The organism is Clostridium simiarum, assembly GCF_018919175.1.
Lineage (GTDB): Bacteria > Bacillota > Clostridia > Clostridiales > Clostridiaceae > Clostridium_L > Clostridium_L simiarum.
The window spans coordinates 107289-124494 of record NZ_JAHLQL010000002.1 but is presented as its reverse complement, the minus strand read 5'-3'; the positions used below and the strand labels follow the sequence as shown (position 1 = coordinate 124494).

At 31.7% G+C, this 17206-nt stretch carries 19 protein-coding genes; 2 read left to right on the top strand and 17 right to left on the bottom strand.

Annotation, left to right across the window (positions count from 1 at the left end; genetic code table 11):
- The first annotated feature begins 67 nt into the window (after positions 1 to 67).
- Complete coding sequence (locus KQI89_RS08595; RefSeq protein WP_216456765.1) at positions 68 to 2248, top strand: DUF1430 domain-containing protein; 2181 nt, start codon at positions 68 to 70, stop codon at positions 2246 to 2248.
- 3 nt (positions 2249 to 2251) lie between these two features.
- Positions 2252 to 2896, top strand: coding sequence for an ABC transporter ATP-binding protein (locus KQI89_RS08590; protein WP_216456764.1), 645 nt, complete (start codon positions 2252 to 2254; stop codon positions 2894 to 2896).
- Positions 2897 to 3072: 176 nt separating this feature from the next.
- On the opposite strand, the gene glmM is transcribed toward KQI89_RS08590, so the two are convergent.
- The 17 genes from glmM to buk (KQI89_RS08505) all read right to left on the bottom strand — a co-directional run bounded on the left by glmM (position 3073) and on the right by buk (KQI89_RS08505) (position 17200).
- On the bottom strand, positions 3073 to 4419 hold the full coding sequence (gene glmM / locus KQI89_RS08585) for a phosphoglucosamine mutase (RefSeq protein WP_032120476.1): 1347 nt from the start codon (positions 4417 to 4419) through the stop codon (positions 3073 to 3075).
- Positions 4420 to 4606: 187 nt separating this feature from the next.
- Positions 4607 to 5434, bottom strand: a complete 828-nt coding sequence (locus KQI89_RS08580; protein WP_216456763.1) for an ABC transporter permease — start codon at positions 5432 to 5434, stop codon at positions 4607 to 4609.
- Between the two features lie 13 nt (positions 5435 to 5447).
- Positions 5448 to 6272, bottom strand: a complete 825-nt coding sequence (locus KQI89_RS08575; protein ID WP_216456762.1) for an ABC transporter permease — start codon at positions 6270 to 6272, stop codon at positions 5448 to 5450.
- 13 nt (positions 6273 to 6285) lie between these two features.
- A complete protein-coding gene (locus KQI89_RS08570) occupies positions 6286 to 7284 on the bottom strand; it encodes an ABC transporter ATP-binding protein (RefSeq protein ID WP_216456761.1) in 999 nt (332 codons plus the stop codon).
- A gap of 176 nt (positions 7285 to 7460) precedes the next feature.
- Complete coding sequence (locus KQI89_RS08565; protein ID WP_216456760.1) at positions 7461 to 7715, bottom strand: hypothetical protein; 255 nt, start codon at positions 7713 to 7715, stop codon at positions 7461 to 7463.
- A gap of 110 nt (positions 7716 to 7825) precedes the next feature.
- A complete protein-coding gene (locus tag KQI89_RS08560) occupies positions 7826 to 8197 on the bottom strand; it encodes an SHOCT-like domain-containing protein (protein ID WP_216456759.1) in 372 nt (123 codons plus the stop codon).
- 59 nt (positions 8198 to 8256) lie between these two features.
- Entirely contained in the window at positions 8257 to 8619 is a 363-nt protein-coding gene (locus KQI89_RS08555) for a DUF2089 domain-containing protein (protein ID WP_216456758.1), read from the bottom strand.
- A 152-nt stretch (positions 8620 to 8771) separates the two neighbouring features.
- Positions 8772 to 9590 carry a polymer-forming cytoskeletal protein gene (locus tag KQI89_RS08550; RefSeq protein ID WP_216456757.1) on the bottom strand — a complete coding sequence of 273 codons (819 nt, stop codon included), beginning with the start codon at positions 9588 to 9590 and terminating at the stop codon, positions 8772 to 8774.
- Positions 9591 to 9605: 15 nt separating this feature from the next.
- Positions 9606 to 10247, bottom strand: coding sequence for a YhbD family protein (locus tag KQI89_RS08545; RefSeq protein WP_032120468.1), 642 nt, complete (start codon positions 10245 to 10247; stop codon positions 9606 to 9608).
- A 213-nt stretch (positions 10248 to 10460) separates the two neighbouring features.
- Entirely contained in the window at positions 10461 to 10991 is a 531-nt protein-coding gene (locus KQI89_RS08540) for a 2-oxoacid:ferredoxin oxidoreductase subunit gamma family protein (RefSeq protein WP_032120467.1), read from the bottom strand.
- A gap of 1 nt (position 10992) precedes the next feature.
- Positions 10993 to 11745 carry a thiamine pyrophosphate-dependent enzyme gene (locus tag KQI89_RS08535; protein ID WP_032120466.1) on the bottom strand — a complete coding sequence of 251 codons (753 nt, stop codon included), beginning with the start codon at positions 11743 to 11745 and terminating at the stop codon, positions 10993 to 10995.
- On the bottom strand, positions 11745 to 12815 hold the full coding sequence (locus KQI89_RS08530) for a 3-methyl-2-oxobutanoate dehydrogenase subunit VorB (RefSeq protein WP_032120465.1): 1071 nt from the start codon (positions 12813 to 12815) through the stop codon (positions 11745 to 11747). Before KQI89_RS08530 ends, KQI89_RS08535 begins: the two co-directional genes overlap by 1 nt.
- A gap of 17 nt (positions 12816 to 12832) precedes the next feature.
- Positions 12833 to 13042, bottom strand: a complete 210-nt coding sequence (locus KQI89_RS08525; RefSeq protein WP_032120464.1) for a 4Fe-4S dicluster domain-containing protein — start codon at positions 13040 to 13042, stop codon at positions 12833 to 12835.
- A 49-nt stretch (positions 13043 to 13091) separates the two neighbouring features.
- Positions 13092 to 13754 carry a P-loop NTPase family protein gene (locus KQI89_RS08520; protein WP_032120463.1) on the bottom strand — a complete coding sequence of 221 codons (663 nt, stop codon included), beginning with the start codon at positions 13752 to 13754 and terminating at the stop codon, positions 13092 to 13094.
- Positions 13755 to 14060: 306 nt separating this feature from the next.
- Positions 14061 to 15131: a butyrate kinase gene (gene buk, locus KQI89_RS08515; protein WP_216456756.1), complete on the bottom strand. Its 1071-nt coding sequence runs from the start codon at positions 15129 to 15131 to the stop codon at positions 14061 to 14063.
- A gap of 79 nt (positions 15132 to 15210) precedes the next feature.
- A complete protein-coding gene (gene ptb / locus KQI89_RS08510) occupies positions 15211 to 16116 on the bottom strand; it encodes a phosphate butyryltransferase (RefSeq protein WP_032120461.1) in 906 nt (301 codons plus the stop codon).
- The gene (gene buk / locus KQI89_RS08505; protein ID WP_216456755.1) at positions 16109 to 17200 is read right to left on the bottom strand and encodes a butyrate kinase; all 1092 of its coding nucleotides are present in this window, start codon (positions 17198 to 17200) and stop codon (positions 16109 to 16111) included. Before buk (KQI89_RS08505) ends, ptb begins: the two co-directional genes overlap by 8 nt.
- Positions 17201 to 17206 lie beyond the last annotated feature (6 nt).

Below are 17206 nucleotides of genomic sequence, written 5' to 3'. Positions count from 1 at the left end.
CACAGATTACCAAAGGGTACTCTTAAACATTAACTAAATCTATTAATATACATAGGGAGATGTAACAATGAAAAAGAAAATTTTTTTAGGCTTTATTTTCCTTTTCATAACTATATTCACATTTAACTCTTTATTTTATGAGGAAAAACACAGCAGGTATTCTGAAATGATAAATATAGGAGAAACAAACAAAAGTAATAAGATTGTTATTTCACATTCAGGGGAAAGTGCAGAAGATATTTATGAAATATTAAAACTGTACTTAAATAAGTATAATGGAAATCTATATTGTAGTGAAACTTCAACAAAACCTGGAAAATCTGTTCATACAAAATATATATATGTAACTAACCCTGATTTTTTTAAAAATATTAGATTAAGTAATGGACGGTTTTTAGCTGTTTCGGAAAACGAGTCAGATAAATTTTTGTCTACTGAAAATCTTGATGATAGTAATCAAATAGGACAAATAGAAGATTTTGTAGGAAATAATAACTTTGAGATTAGAACAATTAAAAATAATCTAGATGATAACTTTTTTAATAAAAATCTTATTATTCAACTGAAAGACCCAACAGATTTCAGTAAATTTGTAAAGGATTTAGAGAAAGAAAATCTATATGTTCAAATATTACTAGGTAATTCAGGCACAATGAATTCAGCACCTGTATTTAAGATCATGGTGGTGATTTGTTTTTTTGTTTTAATTATGTTGGTAGTTTATGATCTATTAAATTCCTATAAAAAAATAGGAATTGAAAAAATGCTTGGGTATAGTAAAAAAGATATATGGATTAAAGGTATATTACCTATAATCAGCATAGAATTTATTGTTATGTGTATTACAACCTTTATTCTTATTTTTGTTAATTTTAAAATATATAGTAGTTTATTTATATCGTTTATAATTAATCTACTTAAAGTTTACATTTTAATGATTGTATTTACCTTTATAGTAATATCCCTGCCCTTCTTATATGTAAAGAGAATTTCTATATCAAATATGTTAAAAAATAAGCGCCCAGTAAAGTCTATAGTGTGTTTCAATATCTTTATAAAGATTTCATTATCTATATCTTTAGTATTATTATCTGTAAGTGTATATAAAAGCTATAAAATTGTTCAATCTAGATATTCGAGTTCCTATGAAACTTGGGAGAGTACAAAGGAATATGCAATAGTTACATCATTAATAACAAAAGGTAAAACTATTAATGATGATTATTCTGTAGAGCAAATGCAAAAGGAGAAAGAACTATTCTTGTATTTCAACAAAAAAGGTGCTATATATGCAAATTTCCAGAGTTATGCTCCAGATGTGTATGAACTTAATTTAAAACATAGTGATGTGAATGAAGGACCGCTATCAATAAATATAAACCCTAATTATTTAAATAAACATACTATTTATGACGAAAATGATCAGATAGTAAGTATTGATGAATCTGAAACAGCATTAATATTATTAGTCCCCAAAAACTATAAGTCAATTGAAGATGGCATAAAAAAATATTATGAATCTAACAGAAGTAACAAAGGTAAATCTCATTCCGACAAGGAGGATGGTGATAATTCAAAGGTAGCACAAGAATATCTGGATCCTAATATTAAAATAATATGGACTAGTGAAGGACAAAACTTTTTTTCTTATAGGCTAGATATAAATCCCAGCAATGGAAATTGTGTTACAGACCCTGTAGCTGTGGTTATAACTGAATCAAACGGAAGCTTAATTGATTATTATAAATTACTTGGATATAACGGTAGCCCTTTTAAATTTAAAGTTGATGATATATCTAATCCAGGGGCAAGCATCCTAGATAAGGTAAAGGATTACTATGATATGAGCATATACAGTTTCCCAATATCTAGTGTTTACGATAATGTTAAAGAAGAGATTTTAGAAATAAAAAGAGAAATTAGATTTTTAACTGTAATTATCATAATATTAATATTAATTATTATGATAATTACAGTGCAAAACATATATAACTACTTTGAACAACACAAGGTTAGACTAGCTATACAAAGGTTTCATGGTTATAAGACAATTGATAAATATAAGGGATGGTTTTTAATAGAATTTATAAGCTTTCTTATAATATTAACTGTTTCTTCATTAATAATGAGATCCTATGAAGTTTTATGGATAACACTTATTTTCTTCACTGCAGAACTTATTATTTCCTTAGTATTCATTAGATTAACTGAGAGACGAAACATCCTTAGAATTACAAAAGGAGGCTAAGCTATGTCATTAATTGAATTAAATAAGATTACTAAAAAGTATGGAGAAAAAACCATACTAAAAGATTTCTCATTAAAAGTGGAAAGTGGTGATTTCATAGCACTAATGGGTGACAGTGGCTGTGGAAAAAGCACCTTATTAAACATTATAGGTTTACTTGAAGAGTTTGATGATGGAGAACTTATTATAGATGGAGAGAGTAGCCCTTATCCAAATAGTTCTGGTGCTAATAAAATATTAAGGGAAAAAATAAGTTATCTTTTTCAAAACTTCGCACTGGTAGATGAAGAAACTGTAGAGTATAATTTGAAATTAGGCTGTAAATATGTAAAGGGAAGCAAAAAGGAAAAAGAACTTAGTATCAGTGAAACCCTAAAACATGTAGGTCTTAATGGTTATGAGAAACGTAAAATATATGAATTAAGTGGCGGAGAGCAACAAAGAGTGGCTATGGCAAGAATAATGCTAAAACCAAGCAAAATAATATTAGCAGATGAACCAACAGGATCTCTAGATGAAAAGAATAGAGATGTGGTTCTAGATTTATTAAAAACACTAAACAAAGAGGGAAAAACTATAGTATTAGTAACTCATGATAGGTATGTTGCTAGTCAGTGTCATAGAATTATTAATATTTATAATAACTAAAACAATAGTTTCTTTATAATCTGAAGTTGTAAAGATGAACTTCCTTTGAAAGAGCTTTATCAAAGTATAATTTTTTAATATTGACCTAAAATATAGCTTAAAATTAAAATAAAGAGGACAGTTCATTAATCTAAATATTAATGAACTGTCCCTAGTTAAATTTTATCTTTCTTTATTTAATTTGCTTTCTTCTCAATTAATTTTGCAAGTTCATGTGCCATCTTATCTATTTCTTCCTGATTTTCTCCTTCAAGCATAACTCTTACTAAAGGTTCTGTTCCAGATGGTCTTATAAGAACTCGTCCACAACCATGGAGAGATTTTTCTATATCTTTTATAACTTCGATTATCTCTTCATCCTTTTCATGAATATCCTTTTTATCATTTGGTATTTTTGCATTAACTAAAACCTGTGGTAACTCCCTCATAATCTTTGCTAATTCGGATAAAGTTTTTCCACTTTTTTTAACTACAGCGGCTAATTGAATTCCTGTAACTATTCCATCTCCTGTAGTGTTATAGTCTAAGAATATAACATGACCTGACTGCTCTCCTCCAAGTTTATAACCTTCTTTTAGCATTTCCTCTAGGACATACCTGTCTCCAACTTTAGTTTTAACAGATTTTATACCTTCTTTTTCTAGTGCAATATCTAATCCTAGGTTGCTCATTACAGTTGTTACTAGTACATTATCCTTTAATCTATTTTGATTTTTTAAGCTTCGTGCACAGATAGCCATTATAAAATCTCCATTTATAAGGTTACCTTTTTCATCTACGGCTAAGCATCTATCTGCATCTCCATCAAAGGCAAGACCTAAATCACAGTTTTTTCTAACAACATAATCCATAAGTTCTTCTGGATGGGTTGACCCACAATTTTTATTTATGTTTATACCATCTGGATCGTTGTTAATAACTACAACTTCTGCCCCTAATTCTCTGAATGTATCTACTGCTGCTTTATACGCAGAACCATTAGCACAATCTAGAGCTATCTTCATACCTTTAAAATCTACCTCTATAGTGGATTTAGCGAATTCAATATAGTCTTCTAGAGCTTCCTCTTCAACTACTCTTCTTCCTAAATCTCCACCTACAGGTGTTGGCACACCCTGAAAATTATTTTCTATAGTGCCTTGTATGCTATCTTCTAATTCGTCAGATAGCTTATATCCCTTATTATCAAAAAACTTTATTCCATTATATTCTACTGGATTGTGAGAAGCAGATATCATAATTCCTGCGTCTGCTCCGTATTTTCTTGTTAAGTATGCTATAGCTGGCGTTGGTACTACTCCTATACAGACAGCTTCTGCTCCTACGGATAATATTCCTGCTACTAGTGAAGACTCTAACATATCTCCAGATATTCTAGTATCCATACCTACTAATATTCTTGGTTTATGGGTGCCTTCTGTAAGAACATAAGCTCCTGCTCTTCCTAAATTATATGCTAATTCAGCTGTCAGATCTTCATTTGCTATTCCTCTTACTCCATCGGTTCCAAACATTCTACTCATAGGTTTCCCTCGCTTTAACAGTTAATTTTTTCATTTATAACACTACTATTATATAATAGGAGAAGAATTTAAACAATAAACAAATTGTTACTATTAGTTCTTAAATATATTTTCATCTTAAACATTTAATATGAAATTAAGCTACGCTCTTTTAAAGGCGTAGCTTTTAAATTATTATCTTTCTATTTTAATGACCTGATAATAAGCCAAGTTCTCTACATTTCTTTTCAATCTTATTGAATATAAATCCACCAACAATTATACTTATTATGGTAAAACCTATTAGTATTATAAATTCATACTTAAGAGGTAAAAAAGTACTTTGTCCAATTAACACACCTCTTATACTATCATTTAAATAGGTTACAGGAATTATAAAGCTTATCATCATTAAAGCCCTAGGTAAAATATTTATAGGGAAGTAGGAACCTGAAAAGGCTGATATGAACCCATTGGATATATCAATTATAGTATTTGCCTCCTTAGTTATAAGGACAAAGGAAGAAACAATAAGTCCTATCCCAATTAAGGATATTATTCCCGGTATTAATATAGTTACTGCCTTCAATATATCTGGTGTTATATTAAAACCAAAAGCAAAGTGGCAGGTAACTCCTGTAATTATTATTTCTAAAGTGGTTATAAAAAACCTAAAAATACTTTGACTTACCACTAAAAGTATTCTATTAGCTGGAGTACTCCAATTAGATTCTAATACCCCTTGTCTCATTTCTTCCTTTAAAGAAAATCCTATTGACCACATGGCAACCCCCATATAAGATGACATCATATATCCTATAACCATGAATCCTACAAAATCTGAGTTACCAGTATAACTTTCAAAACCTGATATTTTCCCTCCAACTTCAAAGGCTTTTGACATAAAATAAAAAGGACTAAGCCATATTATTGGATCAAATAAGGTTAGTATAAAGTTTAAAGGATATCTAAAATATATCTTTGCAGATATTATAAATCTAGCTCTTAAAATATTAAAATTCTCTTTAATAGTCATAAATCTCCCCCCTTTAAAACCTTTCTAGAGAGCCTGAGTCTCTAACTTTTTTCTCTACAGCCATAAAGCATACCCTTGCTATTATTAGGTATATAAACCCTATAAATAAACAGGCTAATATATCCTTCCCAGCTCCAAGTATCCCTAGGTTTTCTATCATAACCTTTCTAGCTGCAGATATACCAAAAGTAAAGGGTAAAATCTTTGCTATGCCCTGCATCCATTCTGGCATAAGCATTATAGGAAAACTTATACCACAAAATATCATTATTATACCTCTAACCAGTTGAACTGCTGCACCAGTTTCCTTAGCCCATAGCACTAAACTTGCAAAAACAGTTCCAAATCCATAAACTCCAGGTATGAGAGTTAAAAATATAATAATCCACTGAAAAATATTTCCCGTAAATTTAATTCCATATATAAATTTATATTCAATGATACTCACAGCTACAATGAAAAAACCAAGAACTATAGACACTATAGCCCCTCCTATTAACATATCAAATCTATTTATAGGACAAAGCCAATTAGATTCTAAGGTTCCTCTAGTTTGTTCATCCCTAAGAGAAGTTCCAAAACTCCACATTACAGAGTTTACCCACATCCATATCATTACGCCTATAACTATAAAACTATTAAAATCATTGGTTCCCGAAACTTTACTAAAAGCCTCTGTGCCAGCACCTCCAGGACCTGCCATAGCTATACCTGTTAAAATATACATTAGTGGAAATATTAAAGGCCAAATCGTTAAGCCTATTATCCAAGTGGGATATCTTATAAATTGAATTAGCTCCTTTTTTGCTACTGCCATTATGGTTCTTATTCTATGCATATATATCCCCCCTCTACTCCCTTAAGCTTTTACCGGTAAGGCTTATAAATACGTCTTCTAGAGATGGCTCTACTACTTTTATATTTTTTATGCTAGATTTATTATAAGATAATATATCTAATATTGGTTGTATTATTTCTTCTCCATTACTATGATGAATAGTTAGTTCATAAGCTCTTTTTTCACTATCGTATTCACTTAATACAGTTTCTATCTTATCTATTTTTTCAATATCACTTATAACTCCATCATTAATATTATTAACTTCTATTTTTATAAGTTTAACTTTATTTATACTCTTTTTTAAATTTTCTGGAGTGTCTAGTGCTATGATTTTACCACCATCTATTATGGCTATTCTATCGCAAAGAAAATCCGCTTCCTCCATATAGTGAGTAGTGAGCAATACTGTTTTTCCCTCATTTTTAAGATTTAAAATGATTTCCCTAAGATTTAATGCAGATTGAGGATCAAGTCCTAAGGTAGGCTCGTCTAAAAGAAGCACTGGTGCCTCTGAAATAAGTGCTTTACCTAAAGCTACCTTTTGTTTCATACCAGTAGAGAATTTTTCCACTAAAATATCTGCTTTTTCTTCAAGTTCTAACTTTTTTAACACCTTAGAAGTTCTCTCTTTAGCTTCTTTACTGTTACAACCATAAAGTGAAGCAAAATACTCCAAATTTTCTCTTCCTGTTAATTTCCAATACACACTTCTATCTCCAGCAAGCACCGTTCCTAGGTTTTTTAAAGCCTCCATTTGATTTTTATCTACATCTTTTTCCATAACCTTAACATAGCCTGATGTAGGTCTTAAAAGTCCTGTTATCATCTTTATAGTTGTGGTTTTTCCTGCTCCATTTGGTCCCAAAAATCCAAAAACCTCTCCTTTATAAATATCAAAACTTATATCATCCACAGCTCTAAATTCTTTTTTATCTATAGTCTTAAATAATTTCTTTTTTCTACTTATAAAATATTTCTTTAAGTTTTTAACCTCTACAGCCCTTTCCATATAAATCCCTCCCATAAAATCTATCCCATAGCTACTCTCTAATACTCTTTTAAAGTAACCTCATCTTCATAGATTTGGATATACCCTTAATTGAGAATAAAGAGTGTTTACATCACAAAATAACGACTTCTAGGTTCAGAGAGAGTTAAAAGTCCCTCTGAAACCAAGAATTCTGTTTATACTATTATTTCAACCGCTTCTCCATCTTTAGACTTTATATCTACTATCTTTAACCCTTTATATTTTCTGAGTAAACGCATACTATGAGAAATACTATCAAAATCTATAACCTCTAAGTATTTCATTTGATCTTCATCCATATTTTTAATACATTCCCTTTTTATAATTCTAAGTACAAACTTTGAAGTTAAAAGTCTAGTTGGTAAAGGTATTTTGAATTTTCTTCCTTCAGCCTTAATAATAATTATCAAATAAAACACCTCTCTAAAACATCGATATTCACAGGTTCTTTAAAAATAATAATGTGGGTTATGTTTTAATAATATTTAAACTTATTAAAACATAACCTAAGTCTTAACTATTATTCTATAACTATTTCCACAATATCTCCCTTAGAGCTTTTTACGTCCACTATCTTTCCTGTTAACCCGTTATCTATAGCACTTAGCAACATATCTACATCCACATTTTCCATCCCCTCTATATTTAAAGGAACCTTTTTACAAGAACCAATTACAGCCTTTATGAAATTTACTGGAAGTTGAATATTTACCTTGTCTTCTTCCCCTGATAAAACCTTTACCTTTAACATTTTTTCATCACTGAAATTTATCTTAGAAACCTCTTTAGGTTCTACTGATTTGTTTAAAGCCTCTATTAATTCTGAAGCCTTTTCTGAAGTAATCTTTCCCTCTTCAACCATTTTTAAAACTCTTAATACTTCCTCTCTCATAAATATCCCTCCATTATTTTTAATTAATGTATTATTATTACTTTAAATGTTAAAATTTTTTAATCCTTTAACATTTCTACAGCTTGTTCTGGACTTATCTCGCCTCTTTCCAACATATCTAAAACTTCAGTATTATTTGCAGAACTTTTTTTAGGTACATCATAACCTAAAGTAGATATTACCTCGTCTAATTTAGCTCTAACTGTGGGATAGGAAATCCCAAGCTCTTTTTCTACCTCTTTTATACTTCCTCTAGATTTAAGAAAAACCTCTACAAAATTAAGTTGATCTGCGCTTAAATATTCAAATTTAGATAGGGAAAATTCATTTTCTATAGTAGTTCCACAAACTGAACATTTAAGTTTTGTTACTTTCAATTTTTTAGAGCATACTGGACACCTACTTAAAACTCTATATGTCAAATTACCAACTCCTTCCCTATAGCTAAATTATATATCATTAAATAAATAAAATCAATATAAATATTAATTATTTTAATTAATTTATTTATATTAATTAGTTTTTTAAGATTTTATATTAATATTTTTAATTTATATATTAATATTTTTAATTTTTATGTGGTTTTTATTGATTCCTTTACGGCTTTACTATCTTCTACTTTTAATTCATCCTTATATTCCACTCTATCAATCTGACAATCTGGCCCTATAAATATGTTATTCCCTCTTACTATTTTAGCTCTAGTACACTCTAAATAGATTTCATCTCCTTCAATAATTTCAGCTTCTACTATGCTACCTACATAATTATTAAATAAAGATCCTAAGATGTTCTCTAGAGCAAAAATGCCCAATACCTTTTGGATTCCTCTTTTAATTTCTATCTTTTCCCCTCCAATTTCTTTGGCAGAGCAATGTCCTCCTACATTTATTACTATATTGTCCGCAGTAAGCAGTCCATTTATCCTAAAAGCTCCAGAGGATTTAAAGTTCTCTACTTCACAGTTTTCCCCTATAGATAAGGAACCTGAGCACCTAAGATTTGTTCCACTTAATCTTTCTGCTACATTAATAGAACCTGATATATCTATATCCTTAGACTTTAAATTACCCTCTATCTTCATTGATCCACTACAACTAAAGTCTTCATTACAGCTTACATCCTGCGTAATCTTAGCGCTTCCACTAGCTTTTAAACTTTCACAACTTATACTCCCTATACTATTGAAACTTCCACTTGTACATACCCTAAGAGATTTTATATTTCCATCTACTTTTCCAGAACCACTAACCTTTAACACATTACAGTCTAAATCTCCTGTAATTTTCCCAGATCCGCTTATTTTTACTTCGTCATAAACTCCTCCACCAGCACTTCCTGAACCTGATATTTTAATATCACCTTTTTTTTCATCATTAAATGATTGACCCATATTATACCTCCAAATTTATAAATTATTATTAAACTTTTCTAACTTTAACTTTAGTTCTTCTACATATTTAGTTATGGAATGGCTTATCACTACCTTGCACCTTGGATCATAGTATATATCCTTTGAATATTCATGAATAATCCATACACCTACTCCAGATCTCCGCAACAATGTTACCTCATATTCCTTTTCTTTTAATTTACTATAGTTTTCCTTTAAGATCTCAATTATAGCCTTTCCTTCTTCTACAGTTATTTCTCCACTTTGTAATAATGTATCTAAAGTGTATAAGTATAATACTTCATCAAAAGAATACTCTTCACTTACATGAAAAACTTCTTCATATACACTAAAGCTCCAAGGAGAAGCTATTTTATATTGAATTATCTCATGCTTTTTGAGCATTATATCTGAAGGAGAGGGCGAAAACTTATCTGCTAGTTCATCTAAAGATAAGTCATCCTTTAAGTTTATTATTTTATCTATTCTATCCAATATCTTTTCTTTAGGAAAAAAAGTTTCTTGACCTGTAAAAGTGGACTTTTTAATAAACCACTCTTCAGGTATTATATTTTTTCTCTTCCATCTATATAATTGCCCATAGGATATTCCGGTTATTTGAAGCAAGTCTTTCTTGGAAATCAATTCTTCTTCCAAAAATACATCCTCCTTTCATGTTTATTTCACTATATTTATAGTGTAACATAACATTGTTACGTTGTAAATATATAAATATTACTCATGCTTAAACTCAATCTTATCTCTAGAGGAATTTAATATCTTGTATCACCTTCTCGTAAGTTTCCTTTGGTAAGTAAAAAAAGACCTTCAGAATTAACTTCCGAAGGTCTTTTAAATAATTATTATTTTTTATTTAGCGTATTCTGCGCCTTTTTCTAAAGCCTTTTTATTAACTTCAAAGAACTTTTCTTTACCATGATCTCTTAGTGAATTAAGAAGTGTATCCATAGATACTATTCCTGTTTTTGCAACTAAAGCTCCTAAAAGTACCATGTTTGCTATCTTAGGTGACCCTAATTCTTGAGCTATAGTTTGAGCTGGAACTTTTATAACTTCTATATCATCTCTTTCTATATCTCTTGTAATCAAGTCTGAATCTAATATAACAAGTCCATTTGCCTTTATAGTTTTTTCAAACTTATCTAAAGATGGTCTATTCATAACTACCACACTATCTGGCATAGTTACTATTGGAGATCCAACTGGCTCATCTGATAATATCACTGAGCAGTTAGCTGTTCCTCCTCTCATCTCTGGTCCGTAAGATGGTAACCAAGACACATTCATATTAGCATCCATTCCTGCATAAGCGATAAACTTACCCATAGATAGGATTCCTTGACCTCCAAAACCTGCAAATATAATTTCTTGTGATGCCATTTTACTTCACCTCCTCTATAGTTGTATCTTTTTTAACTCCAAGAGGATAATAAGGCATCATGTTATCTCTTAACCATTGTAATGATTCTTGAGTTGATAGTCCCCAGTTAGTTGGGCATATGGATAATACCTCAACCATGGAGAAGCCTTTTCCTGCTATTGCATTTTCAAAAGCTTTCTTTATAGCTTTTTTAGTTTTCATAACATTTGGTACATTATCTACTGAAACTCTCTCTACATAACAAGCACCATCAAGAGTTGATATCATTTCTGAAACTCTTATTGGATGTCCTTGGAGCTTTATATCTCTTCCATAAGGTGAAGTTTCTGTAACTTGTCCTTCTAATGTAGTAGGTGCCATTTGTCCACCTGTCATTCCATATATACAGTTATTTACGAATATAGTAACTATATTTTCTCCTCTAGCTGCAGCATGTACTATTTCTGCTGTACCTATAGCTGCAAGGTCTCCATCTCCTTGATAAGTAAATACTACAGAATCTGGTATAGATCTTTTAATTCCTGTAGCAACTGCTGGTGCTCTACCGTGAGCAGCCTCAAACATATCACAGGCAAAATAATCGTAAGCTAATACGGAACATCCTACAGGAGCAACACCTATAGTTCTATCTAAAACATCTAATTCTTCTAATACTTCCCCCACTAATCTGTGGATAATTCCGTGTGTACATCCTGGACAATAGTGGGTAGGTCTATCTATAATTGCCTTTGTTGGCTGAAATACTACTGCCATTATTTTGCACCTCCTACCATTTCCTTAATCTTATTTAAGATTTCATCTGGAGTTGGAACTATTCCACCAGTTCTTCCATAGAAATCTACTGGCTTTCTTCCATTAACGGCAAGTCTTACGTCTTCTACCATTTGACCTGCACTCATTTCTACAGATATAAATCCAAGTTTAGCTTTATCTACAACCTTCTCAAAAGCTTCCACTGGGAATGGCCATAGGGTTATTGGTCTAACAAGTCCTAATTTAATGCCTTCCTCTGCAGCTAGCTTTATAACATTTTTGCATATTCTAGATGTAGTTCCATATGCAACCATTATTATGTCACACTCTTCATCACAGTTAAACAATTCGTATTTTACTTCGTCTTGTTTTATTTTAGCAAACTTAGCTTGTAACTTTCTGTTATGTTCTTCTAAACTTTCTGATTGAAGATACAATGAATTTATAACATTATGCTGTTTTCTTCCTCTAAGTCCATTAGCTGCCCAAGTTTTTTCTGGAAGACTCTTCTTTTCTCTTTCTTTAAATTCTACTGGCTCCATCATTTGTCCAAGCATTCCATCTCCCATAACCATTACAGGAGTTCTATACATATCAGCCACATCAAAAGCATCTTGTATTAAGTCAACCATCTCTTGTATAGATGCTGGTGCATAAACTGGCATGTTATAGTCACCATGACCAAGACCCTTAGTTGCTTGGAAATAGTCTGATTGAGCTGGTTGGATACTTCCAAGTCCTGGACCTCCTCTTACTATGTTTATGATAACACATGGAAGCTCAGCCCCTGCTATATAGGATATTCCTTCTGCTTTTAAGCTTATTCCTGGACTAGAAGATGATGTCATACACCTAACTCCAGTTCCAGCTGCTCCATAAACCATATTTATAGCTGCAACTTCACTTTCTGCTTGTATAAAAACTCTTCCTATTTTAGGCATTTTCTTTGCCATATACGCTGCAACTTCTGTTTGCGGTGTTATAGGGTAACCGAAGAAACATTGGCAACCAGCTTGAATAGCAGCTTCACCTATAGCCTCGTTACCTTTCATTAAAACTTTTTCTCCCATTTTTAATCCCCCTTAAATTATTTTTCTACAGTTATAACTAAGTCTGGGCACATTCTTCCACAGGATGCGCAACCTATGCAGTCTTTCATCTTATCTTCTGTTACAGTTGCGGGATGATATCCCTTTTCATTAAGCTTTTCGGAAAAGCTTATTATTTTCTTAGGACAAGCGATGACACATTGTCCACATCCCTTACATCTTTCCTCTCTGAATGTAACTCTTGGCATAAATTATACCTCCTTATTTTTAAAACGATTACAGTTTTGTAAAACCTTGCTAGCGCCATGGTGGCTTCATGTAAATATCTATAGGCAGTATTTCTGCATGTACTTTATCTTTTATACTATCTACCATATCATGTCTACATACTACATACTTATAAGGAATTCCTAACTTTTTAGAAAGTTCATTAACTTCTTTGTCTCCTTTTAATATGTGTTCTTCTGTAGTTTCATAGGATAGATTAGTATTAGAAATCAAATATGTTACTTTAAGTCTACTAGATCTCTCTATAGATTCTATATAGTCTTCTACTCCTAATGCATCGGAAGTTAGGGGCCTATTATTATTTACCACAAAATACAAGTCGTAAGGCTCCTCTTTAAAATATTGATTATATTGGCCTAACACTGTAGCTCCCATGTTATCTCCACCTATGTCCATCACTACTTCAGCACTTTTATCATTAAAAGCTGATATAACTTCCGGTGGTACTACCATAAGCTCCGCATTAGAAAAGTGTGGATCTGCAGATATAACTCTTACTCCTTGTGCTTCTAGAGGCTTTTTTAAGTCTCTTATACAAAAGTAAGGATTAACAATATCTATATCCACTAATGAAACTTTTTTTCCTAATCTTGCAAGATTTAAAGCATAGTTTATAGATATCTCTGACTTGCCACTACCGAAGTGACCTGTAAAAACTCTAATTCTACTCATATGTTTTCCTTAAAGGTACTTCCTTTCTTTTTTAAATTTATTGCTATACTCTTATTATAGTATATATATTGCAAGTACACTAGTACTTTACCCTTCATTTCGGAGTTAAAAATTCATATTTTTTAGTCAATTTAAGTGAGTGTTTATAAGGCATATACCCCTAATATTTTAGAATCTATCAATTGAATTTTGTCGTAAAAAAGGACTAAGACAAGATACAAGTATATTTTTCATTATTTACTTTAAACCATTGGAGGTAAACATTTAAAATAAAAAAGGCAATAAATCGCCTTTTTTATCTCTAGCTTATTTATATTCTTTTGCTTCTTCTTCACCATTTAAAACTCTAAGTCCACCCTCAGCTAATGCTAGCATTTCATCTTCTCCTGGGTATACTACTATGTTGGATATGAATGATACTCTTTCTGATATGGCATCTACCATTTCCTTACTATAAGCTATTCCCCCTGTTAATATTATGGTATCTACCTTTCCACATAATACTGCTGAACATTTGCCTATCTCTTTAGCTACTTGATATGCCATAGCATCAAAAACTAATTTAGCTTTTTTATCGCCTTCATTAGAAGCCTTTAATACATCTCTTGCATCATTTGTTCCAAGGTATGCCACAAATCCACCTTTACCATTGATTTTTTTCTTTATCTCATCTAGGGTATACTTTCCACTGTAGCACATTTTAACAAGATCGCCTACCGGAACCCCTCCACTTCTCTCAGGTGAGAATGGTCCTTCTCCATCTAGAGCATTGTTTACATCTATTATCCTTCCATCTTTATGTGCTCCAACAGAAACTCCTCCACCTAAATGAGCTACTATAAGATTTAAATCTTCATATTTTTTTCCTACTTCCTTAGCATATCTTTTTGCCACTGCCTTTTGATTTAATGCGTGAAATATACTCTTTCTTTCTATTTCTGGCATTCCAGATATCCTTGCTACTTCATCCATTTCATCTACAACTACAGGGTCTACTATAAAAGCTGGTACATTTAATTCTTTTCCTATTTGATTTGCTATTATTCCTCCAAGGTTTGAAGCATGCTGTCCTTGAACTCCTATCTTAAGATCTTCAAGCATAGTTTCATTTACTTTATAAGTTCCACTTATTATAGGTTTTAAAAGTCCTCCTCTTCCTACTACAGCATCTAGTTCCTTTATATCAAAGTTCTTTTCTTTTAAAACCTTTAAAATTACATCTTTTCTAAATTGAAATTGATCATATATAGTACTATATTTTTCAATTTCCTCTGACTTATGTCTTAATGTTTCAGTTAGTACTTCTGTCTTATCCTCATAAACCCCTATTTTAGTAGAAGTAGAACCTGGGTTAATTATAAGTAATTTATATGACATTTTTATATCCCCCTTGCTTTCCATATGCTTTTAACTATTATTAATCCCAACTTAAAGTGGATTTTTAAATAGTAATTTCTTACTTAGAACCTACAACTAATGCTGCTAATGCTATAGAATTTAGCTTTGTTTCAAAACTATCCGCTCTTGAAGTTACTATTACCGGTGCAGAAGTTCCCACAAGTAATCCTCCATTTTTAGAATCTGTAGTATAAGTTAATGTTTTATACATTACATTAGCTGCTTCTATATTTGGTAATAACATAATATCTGCTTGACCTGCTACTGGTCCAGAAACATTTTTATGTTGAGCTGCTTCTAATGAAAGAGCATTATCTAAAGCTAACGGTCCATCTACTATACATCCCTTTATTTGTCCTCTATCATTCATCTTTGATAATATAGATGCATCTACAGTAGATGGCATATCTGGGTTTACTACCTCTACTGCACAGATTGGAGCAACCTTTGGCATTTCTACTCCCACAGCTTTTGCCACTGCTACTGAATTATTTAATATATCCACTTTAGCTTTAAGGTCTGGATACATATTAAAAGCTGCATCTGTCATAAATATTAGTCTATCAAATTTAGGTATTTCAAATACCGCCACATGAGACATAAGCTTTCCTGTTCTTAATCCAACTTCTTTATTTAATACCGCTCTTAAAAAGTTTGCAGTATCTATTAATCCCTTCATAACCATATCTGCTTTACCTGAAGATACAAGTTCTACTGCCTTTAGTGCAGCTTTTACAGGATTTTCTTCGTTGATTATTTCGAAACCTGATAAATCCATGCCTAACTTATCTGCTATTTCTTTTATAACCTTTTCATCTCCTACAAGTATAGCCTCTGCTATTCCTTGTTCCTTTGCAGCCTTTACAGCTTCAAGTACAGGTTCATCCTGAGCAACAGCTACAGATACCTTTCTTAGCTTTCCAAGCTTTACTTTGTTTAACACTTCATTAAAAGTTTTAGCCATTAATATGCACCTCTTCTTCGTAAATTTTTGCTCTTTCTTCTCCTTTAAGAATTCTAAGTGCTCCTTGAGATAACGCTAACATCTCATCTTCCCCTGGAACTAATTCTATAGGAGAAATAAATCCTACCATTTCTTTAATCCATCCAGTTAACTTTTCATTATAGGCAAGTCCACCTGTTAAAACTATAGCATCTACTTTTCCATTTAAAACCGTAGCCATAGCTCCTATTTCCTTTGCTATTTGATAAGCCATAGCATATAAAATAAACTCCGCCTTCTTGTCTCCCTTTTCCATTCTTTTACTAACTTCTCTTCCATCATTTGTTCCAAGGTATCCCACAAAGCCTGATTTTCCTATAATCATCTTCTTTAATTCAGCTTGTGTATACTCTCCACTAAAAGCCATTTTAACCATATCACCTACAGGTAGTCCCCCTGATCTTTCTGGTGAAAAAGGCCCATCTTCATTGGCATTGTTTACATCAATTATCCTTCCATCTTTTAATGGTGCCACTGAAATCCCTCCACCGAGATGGGCTACTATAAAGGAGCTATTATAAAAATCCTTGTTAGTTCTTTCACAAACTCTTCTAGTAACAGCTTTAATATTTAAAGCATGAACTAGGGATCTTCTTGGTATTTCTAGCATTCCTGATATCCTTGCAATATCATCCATTTCATCTACTGCTACAGGATCTACAATAAAAGCTGGTACATTTATGCGGTTTGCCATATGAAAGGCTATGATACCGCCTAAGTTAGAAGCGTGTTGTCCTTGATATCCAGCTTTAAGATCTTCAATCATCTTTGGTGTAACCTTATAAGTTCCTCCGGGCATAGGTCGTAGTAATCCGCCTCTTCCCACTATTGCTTGAATTTCATTTAGGTCTACATTTTTGCTCTTTAGCCAATTTAGTATAACCTCTTCTCTCATGTCCTTTTGCAGATATATACTATCGTACATTGCAATTTCTTCTGGACTATGAGATAGATTTTCAACTGCTATACTTTCCTCTCCCTTGTATAATGCTATTTTGGTAGAGGTGGAACCAGGATTGATAGCTAATATGTAACCTTTACACATATAAAA